We start from the raw sequence: 12,176 nt of genomic DNA, 5'->3' as shown, positions 1-12,176 counted from the left end.
TGCCGAGATAGCTCAGGCGGTAGAGCAGAGGACTGAAAATCCTCGTGTCGGCGGTTCGACTCCGTCTCTCGGCACCATTTTTATTTCTATTTATTATTTTTTGTTACAGGACAAAAGTCCTGTTTTTCTTATTTTTTCATCAAAATTTATAGCAATTAAAAACAAAACATTGTTCATATAACTTTTTACACCAGTCATAAGTAGTAATTAGGCAAATAGGCAAAAAATTTTTAAAAAAGAAGGAAAAATGGAATTTTTAAAGAATAATGATTCTGCGCGGCTAAAAAAGCTGTTATAAATGACTATTAATGACAAAACTCAAATGAACCAGGTTAAAGGGGTGTAAGCATTGCAATATAATTTTAAACCTGATTTACCTTATGATTTAGAATACCGGGGCGGGCTTGGGCAAAAAAAGTTATATTACTCTTTTGTATTTTTATTTATATTCTTCATTACGGGTGGAATATTTACAACAGATTTTGTAGAAATATTTGATAGTAATGTTTACCTTGTTAAAGTTGATGAGAAAGTCGTTGGTGCCTTAGAAGACGAGAATGACGTTCAACAAGTGGAGGAATACATAGATTACTTGAAGGAAGAACAAGAGCAAAATAAAGGCTATAGTTTAGAACTTAAAAATGAGATTTCCATTACCAAGTTAGATAGAGACAAATACGAAAATGAATATAAACATGAAATTGTCGAAAGCGAAAAAGATATGGAAAATCTAAAATTTATAAACAATGAACTTGAAAACAAGTTGAATTTTGTAACAAATGCATTTGTATTAAATATCGATTCCCAAAACGAAATTATATTAGAAGATAGAGAAACAGTAGAAAATATTATGGCAGAGGTTAAATCTAACTATACTGAAGACTATAAAGAAAAAGAAAGTATTAAAATTACAGACATTTCCTTTAAAGAACAAATAAGCGTTTATTCTGAGTATGTTTTACCTGAAAAAATAATAGAAAAAGAAGAGGCTCTTGACATTATATTATTTGGAGAATCAGATGTTAATTTGGCTTCAAATGAGAGTAATACCCGAGAAAATATTAGAAGAGCCTACTCGGATGGATCTGATGAAGGTGATACTGAAGTAAAATCTGAAAGTACAGAAAAAAGACAAATGTTAAGCGTAATGTTAACCATAGAAGAGGTAGAAGAAGAATCTATACCTTATGAAACGATTTATGAAGAAGATAGTTCAATGCCGGCAGGGGAGGAAAAGGTGGCAAACTCAGGGGAAGAAGGCTTGAAAGAAGTTAATTATAGAGTAACTAAAGAAAATGGAGAAGAAGTAGAAAGAGAAGTAATAGATGAAAAAATTGTTAAAGATCCAGAAGATAAAGTTATAGTTGAAGGTTCTGCTAGTGGACAGGGAAGTGGACAATTTATATGGCCGGCAAACTCTTCAAGTGGACATGTAACCTCTACTTTTGGCCCTAGAGGAAGAGGTTTTCATAGTGGTGTGGATTTTGCAGCCTCGCAAGGAACTACCATAAAAGCGGCTGATGATGGGACTGTAGAATATTCAGGTCATAGAAGTCAATATGGTAAAACCGTTATTATAAACCATTCAAATGGGTATAAAACTCTTTACGCACATAATGCTACAAATTATGTTTCGCAAGGTGAAACGGTAGAACAAGGTCAGCCTATAGGAGAAATCGGAAGAACAGGTAACGCTACGGGAGCTCATCTACATTTTGAAATACATAGAAATGGTAGCCAGGTGGATCCATTTAAATACACAAGGCCTTAAACGGTATAAAGGGTTGTCTCATTAAAATGAGATAATCCTTTTATTTTTTGTTGATTAGTTAGTTTATTATGTTATACTTAAAGTCGAATAAATAAAGTTTTTTTCAAAGTTTTGCTGTGAATGTTAAATAATAATTTTTAAAGGTGTGAGTTAAATGGAAATAAAAAGTTATTTAAAATATATAAAATTAGGAGACATTATAATTACTGTCTTTCTTATAGCATCAGTTATTGTTAGCAGTGGTTGGTTTTGGTTTGGGAATGATTATAATGAGCGAGTTGTAATTGTAGAAGTAGAAGGACAGGTGGTTGAAGAAATGTCTTTTCCCTCCGAGGGAGAAGAGAAAGTGGTTACAGTTGATGTTCCCAGGGGGGAAGCGAATATTGAGCTAGAAAATAATAGAGTAAGAGTACAGAGAATGCCTAGAGAAACTTGTCCTCAGGGAATTTGCGCTGACACCGGTTGGATTGAACATACAGGCCAGACGATAGCCTGCGTACCAAATCAAATGGTGGTGTATATAGAAACTCCTGAAGACGAAGAAAGAGAGTTTGATGGCATTACTGGTTAATGCTAAATCCAAAAATAAACTTTGATTCTGGAGCAAAAAGTCTGTTTACAGGCTTGTTAAAAATATTTAATCTTATTGTAATATTGTTGTAACATTAATAGGCTAAAATATAATCAGACGATAAGGAAAGATGTCTGACCCCCTCTTTTTAAATAAATAAAAACACAGTGCCCCGGTGGCGCTGTGTTTTTTTGTGATATCAAATTTTATATGTATGTTATAATTGTATTAATATTACTGATAGAAAATATCTAAAGGATGATTTGAACATGTCCAGGATACTTATTATAGAAGATGAAAAACCAATAGCCGATATAATTCAATTTAACCTTGAAAATGAAGGTTATAAAGTAATTACGGCTTTTAATGGAGAAGAAGGGGTAAATAAATTTAGAGAAGAAGATCCTGATTTAATAGTATTGGATTTAATGCTACCAGATAAAGATGGGCTTACTGCATGTAAAGAAATTAGAAAAGAAAGCGTTGTGCCTATACTGGTCTTGACAGCCAAAGATTCGGAAGTAGACAGAGTTATTGGCCTTGAAATGGGAGCAGATGACTATGTAACAAAACCTTTTAGTAATAGAGAGTTATTAGCGAGAGTAAAAGCTATTTTGAGAAGAGTTGACTACGGTAATAAAACTGAAGATAAGCGTGAAAAGAATGTAGTAAAAATTGGAGATATAAGGATAGACTTTAAAAAAGCTGTCGTGGAAAAAAATGGCGAGGCGATTGAACTAACAAACAGAGAATTCAAACTTTTAAGTTATTTTGTTAATAATCGAGGAGAAATACTGACTAGAGATAGGCTATTAGATCATGTATGGGGTTATGAATACTTAGGTGATGATAGAACTGTTGATGTGACAATTAGAAGATTAAGAGAAAAAGTTGAAGACGATCCGGGTTCTCCTAGTTATATTATAACAAAAAGAGGGATGGGGTACTACTTTAGGAGGACTGAAAATAATGCTTAAAAGTATACAGTGGAAACTGGTGTTTATTTATCTTTTATTAATCTTAATTGCTATGGAACTTATCAGCGTTTATCTTTTGGATTCACTAGAAAATTATTATTTGAATGATTACAGGGAAAGCATGAAGTCACAATCTCAGCTTGTTGGGACTTTGTTAAAAAGGCATATGGATGATGATGATATTGACAGAGAGTATATGGATTCTTTGATTGAGGAGTTAGGTAAAGAAACTGAAAAAGAGATTATTCTCCTTGATCAAAATGGGAGAGTAATAACCACAACAGGAGCTGACTCTGAGTTAGAAGGTAAACTAATCTTAGAACACGAAATAACTAGGTCTCTTTCAGGAAATACAGGCACCGACATCAGGATAAACCCTCAAACTAATTATAGAGAAAAATACATGGCAATGCCAATTGAAGAAGGACAACAGATTTTAGGTGTAGTTTATATGATTGGTTCCTTAGAAAAAATTGACCTTACCATGGAGGAGGTCAGGACCATATTATTTTCTGGCACATTAATTGCGATGTTAATAACAGCAATACTAGGGTTTATGCTAGCTAAAACCATAACTGACCCAATTAAAGAAGTAACTTTGACAGCAGAAGCAATGGCCAAAGGAGATTTTGATAAACGTATTGATATAAAGGGTGATGACGAAGTTGGAAGTCTTGGCAAGATGTTTAATTTTCTTGCTTCTAGGTTGGACAAGACTTTAAAAGAAATTTCGTCAGAGAAAGGCAAGGTAGAAAGAATTTTAGAGCAGATGACAGATGGTGTGATAGTTGTTGACGATGATTATAATGTTATTCATATGAATCCCGCTGCTAAACAAATGCTTGGTTTTATAAACAACCTTATGACTAAAGAAGAATTTTTAAGGGCGCAAAAGGCAATTGAAGATAAAAACAAAGAAACATTTATTACTTCAGTCAATGATCAAATTTTGAAAGCCCAGGTTGTACCTTATAAAAGTCAGGATAATAGTCAAAAAGGGATTATAATAGTATTAAACGATATTACAGAACAAGAAGAGTTAATTAAAATGAAGCAAGAATTCATAGAAAATGTGTCTCATGAGCTTAGAACTCCACTGACATCAATAAAAAGTTACGTAGAAACTCTTTTGGATGGAGCAATGGAAGATAGATCAAACTCTTACAGGTTTTTGAATGTTATTGAAAATGAAACCTCTAGAATGGTTAGCATGATAAATGATTTATTGGTTTTGTCTAGATTAGACAAAAAGGAAGACATAATAAATTTTAGAGAAGTGGAGATTAATGAGCTTGTCCAAAGGTCGATAGAAAATATAGAAGGAATGGCAGAAAGAAAAGAACTTAAACTAAAATCAGATTTTTACCCAGAAAAATTATGGATATCTGGTGATAAAAACAGAATAATACAAGTGTTAACTAATGTCTTAGAGAATGCAATAAAATATACTCCGGCGGGAGGAAGTATCAGTGCATCTACAAACTTAAATAAAGAAGGTGTGAAAATTATAGTAGAAGACAGTGGTATAGGGATACCAGATAGTGATTTAAACAGGGTTTTTGAAAGATTTTATAGAGTAGATAAAGCGAGATCTAGAGAAAAAGGTGGTACAGGCCTTGGACTTGCAATTTCCCGGGAAATAATCAAAGCTCACGGAGGAAAGATTAAAGCTTATAGTAAAGAAGGAGAAGGGACAACTATTGAACTGTTATTCCCTTTCAAAACCGAGAAAAATATCAGGAGGGCCTAAAATCTGTATAACTTCATGATGCATGAATAATGACACTTTTGTAGGAGGCAGAAAGTATGCTAGAACACTTTAAAACGATACTTCTTATAACATTAGTAATATCTTCTATAGTCTTAAGTGGTCAATTATGGATGGGATCGTCTCATTATGAGTTAGCAGATGAGCCAACATCAGAGCGAATTGATTATGGGGAAAAAGCGCAAATCTTTGAACAGATTGCACCCACTGAAATATTACTAAGATTAAAAGGCGAAGCTTTAGACGAAAAAGTAGCAGATGTGAATGAGACTATTACTTCAGATGAACTTGATATTCTTACAGATGCAGAAGACAACTCACGAAAAAGTGATATTATATATTCTTTTAGAAAAAACACAAAAAGATATAGTCATATATGGAATATACTAAAAGAAGATTTTTTTGAAACGTTAATTGAACAAAACCTGTCAATTGAAATTTATGATAAAGAAGACATATCAGATAAATTAGAGAATGATTATAATGAATTGATCTTAAAATTTGACTTTCCCATAGTCGAAATAATAAAAGAAAATTTGAAGACTTCTCAAATCATGAATTATGAATTTAATGATTTTGACAAGCTGACAATTTATCTTGATAACAGCTTTGAAATAATAGGAATCTTTTTGAAAGATTGCAAAAATGAAAATAGATTATTAAAATTAGAACTTAACGAGGAATTGGGTATCATGAGGGAAAAACTTAGTGAAAACTTAAATCTAGAAAATGATGGACCTGGTGAAACTTTAACTGCATCTGAATTAATTGATCAGATTGACACAAATGAAATTCTATTAGATTTAAGCGAAAATGGTAAATTTGATATTGATAAACTTAGTAAAGATCAGTTCTCCTTTTCAATTGAGAAAAGTTGTGAAATTACTTTGCCTGAGATGACTGAATATATGGTCAAAAAAGAAATAGGGTATGAAGAATTAGATAAAGAACGATTAGCTAAGGCTTTCTTTCATGATTTATCTTTTGTTAGAAAGATAGATGAATGGGATGGTGGTTTGATTTATACTGATGGACAAAAAGCGTTACGTTTTTTACCTGGAGGAGGCTTTGAATATGATGCGCCGCATGCAACAGATTTAACAAAAACAACAAGGGAAGGTATAAATATAAAACAAGCCATTGAAAAAAGCGGCGAATATATTTCTTTGTATGGCGGTTGGAATGAAAATCTGCTAATAGAAAATTTAAACTTTGCAGGAGAAAATCAAATTAGAGATGAAGGAAATTTTGAAACAAGCTATAGGTATTATCATGAAGGCTATCCCATTATTAATATGGAATCAATTAAAATAGATTTCAATTTTCAGGGAACTTTTAATTATTTCAGAATGCTTCCAGGAAATATTGAACCAGTAAATCAAAATCATGAAGACATGCAAGAAAATATAAAAAAAACACTTTTAGAACCAGAAGAAATTTTACTTAACTGGTTAAAAGACAAACTATCGGGTGAATTAAAAGGAAAAATTGAAGACTTTGATGAAGAAAAACAAATAGATGAAGATAAACAAATTGAAATTACAGTGGATGTTAAAGATATAAAATATGCTTATTATAAACAAGAAGATCAAAATATTTTAATCCCGGTTTTGGTTATTGAAAGTGACTCTAATAAATATGTTTTCGATGCTTTAGACGGCGGAGTAATTGTAGAAAAGTAAATGTTGATGAGGTGTTTTGATGGATTGGAATAAAACAAAAACAATATTAATCTTTGCTTTTTTATGCCTTAATATTTTATTAGGTTATCGATTGTGGTTCTCAGGGGCTGAATCTTTCTCCCCGTGGATAGTTCCAGAAAAAAAGGAGGAGGTTTTGGACTACCTTCAAGCAAAGAATATTTCTCTAAAAAGTGATATTCCAGGTGAAGTACAGTCTAAGAGTTTTTATGAGGTAAGAAATAAAGGTTTTTGTGAAGAAAAGTTTTTTGATGACCTAGAACTAAATTTAAATGAGTTTGAGAAAACAAAAAATGAAAATTTTAATTTATACATGGGCCCCAAGGATGAGGTGATATATATATATAACTCTGGAATGATCAAATTCTATTTTCCAAGAGGTTATACTCCTGTGGATTCTCCTATAAAAAGTAATTATTGGCATTCAACAGATAAAGTTTTTTGGGGGAAAGATTTTGTTAATACTATTTCTGTACCAGATAATGTTTTTTTGGAACAGATATATTTTGGAGATGAGAACCAAATTGAACTATTGTACCACCAAAAAAATGAAGATGAGAATTTTTACGGTGGTTATCTGAGACTTATCATTACACCTAATGGGATTATAAGAGGCCAATTTTTTTGGCTTGACTTCAAAGGGAAGTCTGAGGATTCTATAGAAATAATACCTGCTACTACGGCACTATTAAGATTGGAAAGTCATTTGCCTTCCGGGGTAGAAAATGTAATTAAAGAGGTAAGTTTTGGATATTATACTCAAGAATTTTATGCAGATAAATGGGATGCTTTACCTGCTTGGAAATTTAAATTGCAAGATAGAATTTATTATATAAATGCATTTACTGGTGAATTAGAAGGAAAAATAGAAGCTTTTGAGTAGTTAATATAATAATTAGAACTTGATTATACTATTTAATTTTTCAAGGAGGTGGACTATGATAATAGAAGGAAAAGCCGCTGAGAAAAAAGGTCTAAAACAGGTAGCAGAATTAATCTGCGTTGCAGCTAGAACTGCACCTAAAGGTAAAGGTGTTGATAATATTGTTACAGCAGTTATTTCTGATGAATCTTTAGAGAAACTTCAAAAGGAAATGTACAGGATAGCAGATGAAGAAGGGGCTGAATTTTTTAGAAGGGATGCGGGCTGCTTAGAAAATACACCCTATATAGTATTGATTGGAACTAAGATAGAACCTGTGGGAGTAGCCCCCTGTGGATACTGTGGTTATTTAAACTGTAAAGAAAATAAAAAGAATAATGGTATATGTGCTTTCAATACTGGGGATTTGGGTATTGCCATTGGTTCTGCTGTTAGCAAAGCTGCAGATTTTAGAGTGGATAATCGAGTGTTATTTACAGCAGGAAAAGCTGCTTTGAACTTAGGCTTTCTTGGGGAAGAGGTAAAAATTGCTTACGGGATACCTCTTACTTCTAGTGGTAAGAACATATTCTTCGACAGAGAGAAAAAATGAACTTATTATTAATAAGACATGGAGCTACTAAAGCAAATATTGATAAAAGGTTTCAGGGGACCTTAGATTATCCATTATCAGAAGCTGGGACAAAACAAGCAGAGCTATTGGCAAATAGGCTAAAGAATGAAAAAATATCTAAAATATATTCTAGTAACTTAGTAAGGGCAAAAGATACAGCAGAAGAGATTAAAAGATACCATGATAACAAATTAGAAATAGAAGTTATCCCACAGCTAAGAGAATATAGTTGGGGCATAATAGAAGGGCTCACAAGAGAAGAAATAAGGTTGAAATATAGCGAATTAGCAAATAAAATGGAAAAAAACTTCTGGAATACAACTATACCTGAAGAGGAAGGAATACTTGCTTTTAAAGAAAGGCTTCAAAGAGTTTTTAATTTATTAGTCGAAAGACACTTGAGGGATGCATCTGATACGAATGAAAATATCGCTCTTGTGACCCACGGCAGGGTACTTGGTGGTTTCATTGCTTTAATTACAGGTTATAACTTATATGATATGCCCTGGCCTTTTGTCTTTAGTAACGCATCTTTAACTAAAGTTAGTGTTTCTTATTATAGTAATGAGATTAGAGCAAGAATAGTGCTTTTAAATGATATATGCCATATTAAAGGATGTGAAGAAGGGATAACTTATTAAGAAGGAGGGTGGTCAAAATGGCAAAAAATCAAATCTATTTTGCTGATGCAAGAGCAAATGAATTTGATTATAATCACAGTTTTGTTGCTAAGTTTGAAGAAATATTAAATCGAATTGATTTATCTAATTATTTTGATGAAAAAGAATATGTGGCAGTGAAGACACACTTTGGGTCTTATGGTGCACACAGGATAATAAGGCCTATATTTATAAGAAAAGTTGTGGAAAAAATAAAAGAACATGGTGGACAGCCGTTTGTAACTGATACGGTTAGAATACCCGGTCTTGAATATTTGGAAGTAGCAAATATGGAAGGTTTAAATCACCTTTCTGTTGGAGCTCCTATGGTGCTTGCAGACGGTATTTTCGGACAAGACAAAATTAATGTAAAAGCAGGTGACATACTGGGCGAGATCGGAATTGCTTCAACTATATATAATTCTCCCTCGATGATAGTTATATCACACTGCAAAGGGCATATAGGGTCAGGATATGGTGGGGCGATAAAAAACTTGGGAATGGGTGCAATAAGCTGTAGGAATGATTGCGGTCACGCTGAAAGAGGAAGAATTCACTTTGCTCAAAATATCAGTCTTGAATGGGATAAAGAAAAATGTACTTATTGTGAAAGATGTATAGAGGTTTGTCCTCACGAGGCGATATACAAAGACGATAGTACCGAAAATATAGAGGTTAATTATGAGATCTGTGTTAAATGTGGAAGGTGTGCAAGAGTGTGTAAAGAAGAAGCTCTGACTTTACCTCAATCAGAAGAAAGATTTCAAAAAGGCCTTGCTGAAGCTGCATATGCTGCTGTGAGTACATTCCAAAAAGGCAAGATTTTGTATATTAACTTTATATTAGAAGTTCAACCAGAATGTGATTGTATGCCTATGGCAGATACACCTGTTGTGCAAGATCAAGGAGTACTTGTTTCGGATGATATTGTTGCAATAGAAAAAGCAACTCTAGATATATTAAAAGAGGCAGAGCTACTTCCCGAATCAAAAGGATATGAAAAAGAAGTTAAAAAAGAAGAAGAACCCCTTGCAGCCATCAATGAGAAACACCCACAGTGGCATATAGATCATGCTGAAGAACTGGGGATGGGTACTAAAGATTATGAACTAATAAAAATAGATCAAAAACTCAAAAAAGAAGATGATAAGAAAAATAAAAAGTAAAAAAAGAATATACAACCAAGGGAGAGGGCTATGTTTAAAGTAAAAGTTCTAGCAAGTGGCAGTAATGGTAATTCAATATTTATTGAAGGTCATAATACTAAAATACTTATTGATGCTGGTCTATCTGGTAAATTTATAGAAAATAAATTGAAAGAATTAAACGTTGACCCAAATGAGCTTTCAGGAATCTTGGTTTCTCATGAGCACAAAGATCATGTGACCGGAGTAGGAGTTTTTAGCAGGAGATATGATATACCAGTATATGCAACAAAGAGAACGTGGGAACAACTAAAATCAATGATTGGTGAAATTAACCATCAAAATGAAAGAGAATTACATAAAGGTGGGTTTGAACTAAATGATATATATGTAGCACCTTTTCCGGTATCGCACGATGCTTTGGACCCGGTTGGCTTTAACTTAATGGTTAATAATATAAAGATAAGCATAGCAACTGATTGTGGAGTTTTTAGTAGTGTTATGAAAGATAGACTAAAAGGGTCTAATTGTTTGATCATTGAGTCCAACCATGATCCAGAATTATTAAAGAAAGGGCCATATCCTCTTTTTTTAAAAAAAAGAATCAGGAGCGTAAAAGGTCATTTGTCAAATGATGATTTGGCTGAAAAACTTGGAGATATTGTAACATCAAACACAGATAATATTGTATTAGCCCACCTTAGTGAAGAAAACAATAAACCTGACTTGGCTTTTAATTGTATAAAGAACTCAATGGTGTTTAACGGTATATCAGCAGGTGAAACCAATTTGATGGTTGCAGATAGAAAAAATGGAACTTCATTAATTCAAGTGGAAGGTTAAGCAATTTTAGGAGGGGTTAATTATGAGTTTATTTGATGAGTTTGAAAACAAATCCACCAGTCGCTTCAAATCTTTAATTTTACCCTTGTTCTTTGGAATAATAATTGGTGGTATAATGCTTGCTATTATTTTGCCGCCTGTAGTAGTTAGTAGATTTGAAGCCCAGCTAGAAGAAAATCTGGACACAAATACAAAACAAAACCAAGATGAACAAATTTCAAAAGAGAAAAAAGAAGAACTTGCAGATATTGTAGAAGGAGAAGAAAAGATTTGGCCATTTAATGATGAGGAAGAAGATTATCAGGATACTCCTGTTGTTAGAGCTGCAAATGCTGTGATGCCATCAGTGGTTGGAGTTTCAACTGATAGAGTAGGTGCTTTTGGGCAACAGCAAGAATTAGAAGGTGCAGGATCAGGAATTATTGTCGATTCAGATGGATACGTAGTTACTAACTATCACGTTATTCAACATGCTAATGAAATATATATAAACATAGAAGAGGGGGATGATGAAAGAGCTGAAGTAATAGGAACTGACCAGGAATCTGACCTTGCTCTTCTAAAAATTGAAAAAAGTGGGTTGCCTGCTGTAGAATTTGGTGACTCCGATGAACTTGTAAGGGGTGAGCTAGCAGTAGCCATAGGGAATCCTTTGGGTCTTGACTTTCAACGTTCGGTGACTTCTGGTGTTATCAGTGCCCCTGACAGGACCATGCTAATTGAAAATGATTACGTAGAATTGGTCCAGACTGATGCTGCAATAAACCCAGGTAATAGTGGAGGGCCTCTTGTAAATGCAAAAGGGGAGGTTATTGGTATAAACAGTGTAAAAATACAGGCTCATGGAGTTGAAGGGATGGGGTTTGCTATTCCTTCTAACTTAGTGCAAGATGTTGTGGAAGAATTAAGAGATCAGGGATACGTTGAAAGACCGTGGCTAGGGATCATTGTTGAGGAAGTAGATCCCTTTGCTCCAATACCAGGTATGCGTATAGCGGAGGTGGAAAATGGAAGTCCGGCAGATGAAGCAGGTTTACAAAGAGGAGATATTATTTTGAAGATGGAGGATGAAGAAGTGCAAACCTTAGCAGAACTTAGGAAAATTAGAGATCAATACGAAATAGGTGATGAAATAACTATAACTGTTATGAGAGGACAGGAAGAAGTTGAATTAGATCTTGTTTTAGGCAGTCCAAGGAACTAACATCTAAGTTAAGGTTAATAGTCTTGAAATGGGAAGCCTTTA

At 33.5% G+C, this 12,176-nt stretch carries 11 protein-coding genes and 1 tRNA gene; all 12 read left to right on the top strand.

Translation table 11 applies throughout. The annotated features are described in order from the left end of the window. Window position 1 precedes the first annotated feature (1 nt). The 12 genes from ACONDI_RS13870 to ACONDI_RS13815 all read left to right on the top strand — a co-directional run bounded on the left by ACONDI_RS13870 (window position 2) and on the right by ACONDI_RS13815 (window position 12,134). A tRNA-Phe gene (locus ACONDI_RS13870) sits at window positions 2-77 on the top strand. Window positions 78-349: 272 nt separating this feature from the next. Then, a complete protein-coding gene (locus ACONDI_RS13865) occupies window positions 350-1,771 on the top strand; it encodes a peptidoglycan DD-metalloendopeptidase family protein (protein WP_241079138.1) in 1,422 nt (473 codons plus the stop codon). A gap of 154 nt (window positions 1,772-1,925) precedes the next feature. Beyond that, a complete protein-coding gene (locus tag ACONDI_RS13860; RefSeq protein WP_241079137.1) occupies window positions 1,926-2,342 on the top strand; it encodes a NusG domain II-containing protein in 417 nt (138 codons plus the stop codon). Window positions 2,343-2,611: 269 nt separating this feature from the next. Further along, window positions 2,612-3,319: a response regulator gene (locus ACONDI_RS13855; RefSeq protein ID WP_241079136.1), complete on the top strand. Its 708-nt coding sequence runs from the start codon at window positions 2,612-2,614 to the stop codon at window positions 3,317-3,319. Next, window positions 3,312-5,069, top strand: a complete 1,758-nt coding sequence (locus tag ACONDI_RS13850) for an ATP-binding protein (RefSeq protein WP_241079135.1) — start codon at window positions 3,312-3,314, stop codon at window positions 5,067-5,069. Before ACONDI_RS13855 ends, ACONDI_RS13850 begins: the two co-directional genes overlap by 8 nt. Window positions 5,070-5,125: 56 nt before the next feature. Then, window positions 5,126-6,769: a two-component system activity regulator YycH gene (gene yycH / locus ACONDI_RS13845; RefSeq protein WP_241079134.1), complete on the top strand. Its 1,644-nt coding sequence runs from the start codon at window positions 5,126-5,128 to the stop codon at window positions 6,767-6,769. A gap of 19 nt (window positions 6,770-6,788) precedes the next feature. Next, window positions 6,789-7,670, top strand: coding sequence for a two-component system regulatory protein YycI (gene yycI / locus ACONDI_RS13840; RefSeq protein ID WP_241079133.1), 882 nt, complete (start codon window positions 6,789-6,791; stop codon window positions 7,668-7,670). A 55-nt stretch (window positions 7,671-7,725) separates the two neighbouring features. Continuing rightward, entirely contained in the window at window positions 7,726-8,262 is a 537-nt protein-coding gene (locus tag ACONDI_RS13835) for a ferredoxin domain-containing protein (RefSeq protein ID WP_241079132.1), read from the top strand. Further along, window positions 8,259-8,924 (top strand): histidine phosphatase family protein, encoded by a 666-nt coding sequence (locus tag ACONDI_RS13830; RefSeq protein ID WP_241079131.1) that lies wholly within the window; start codon window positions 8,259-8,261, stop codon window positions 8,922-8,924. Before ACONDI_RS13835 ends, ACONDI_RS13830 begins: the two co-directional genes overlap by 4 nt. A 17-nt stretch (window positions 8,925-8,941) precedes the next feature. Beyond that, window positions 8,942-10,108, top strand: coding sequence for a DUF362 domain-containing protein (locus ACONDI_RS13825; RefSeq protein ID WP_241079130.1), 1,167 nt, complete (start codon window positions 8,942-8,944; stop codon window positions 10,106-10,108). A gap of 30 nt (window positions 10,109-10,138) precedes the next feature. Beyond that, window positions 10,139-10,930, top strand: a complete 792-nt coding sequence (locus ACONDI_RS13820; RefSeq protein WP_241079129.1) for an MBL fold metallo-hydrolase — start codon at window positions 10,139-10,141, stop codon at window positions 10,928-10,930. Between the two features lie 22 nt (window positions 10,931-10,952). Beyond that, complete coding sequence (locus ACONDI_RS13815; protein ID WP_241079128.1) at window positions 10,953-12,134, top strand: S1C family serine protease; 1,182 nt, start codon at window positions 10,953-10,955, stop codon at window positions 12,132-12,134. Window positions 12,135-12,176: the final 42 nt, after the last annotated feature.

It is taken from the genome of Natranaerofaba carboxydovora (genome assembly GCF_022539405.1).
GTDB lineage: Bacteria > Bacillota > Natranaerobiia > Natranaerobiales > Natranaerofabaceae > Natranaerofaba > Natranaerofaba carboxydovora.
This window is presented reverse-complemented; position numbering and strand designations above follow the sequence as displayed.

Coding starts and splice junctions, on each gene's coding strand:
- ACONDI_RS13855 (WP_241079136.1), top strand. CDS start 2,612: ATGTCCAGGATACTTATTATAGAAGATGAAAAACCAATAGCCGATATA.
- ACONDI_RS13815 (WP_241079128.1), top strand. CDS start 10,953: ATGAGTTTATTTGATGAGTTTGAAAACAAATCCACCAGTCGCTTCAAA.
- yycI (WP_241079133.1), top strand. CDS start 6,789: ATGGATTGGAATAAAACAAAAACAATATTAATCTTTGCTTTTTTATGC.
- ACONDI_RS13850 (WP_241079135.1), top strand. CDS start 3,312: ATGCTTAAAAGTATACAGTGGAAACTGGTGTTTATTTATCTTTTATTA.
- ACONDI_RS13825 (WP_241079130.1), top strand. CDS start 8,942: ATGGCAAAAAATCAAATCTATTTTGCTGATGCAAGAGCAAATGAATTT.
- ACONDI_RS13860 (WP_241079137.1), top strand. CDS start 1,926: ATGGAAATAAAAAGTTATTTAAAATATATAAAATTAGGAGACATTATA.
- ACONDI_RS13835 (WP_241079132.1), top strand. CDS start 7,726: ATGATAATAGAAGGAAAAGCCGCTGAGAAAAAAGGTCTAAAACAGGTA.
- ACONDI_RS13830 (WP_241079131.1), top strand. CDS start 8,259: ATGAACTTATTATTAATAAGACATGGAGCTACTAAAGCAAATATTGAT.
- yycH (WP_241079134.1), top strand. CDS start 5,126: ATGCTAGAACACTTTAAAACGATACTTCTTATAACATTAGTAATATCT.
- ACONDI_RS13820 (WP_241079129.1), top strand. CDS start 10,139: ATGTTTAAAGTAAAAGTTCTAGCAAGTGGCAGTAATGGTAATTCAATA.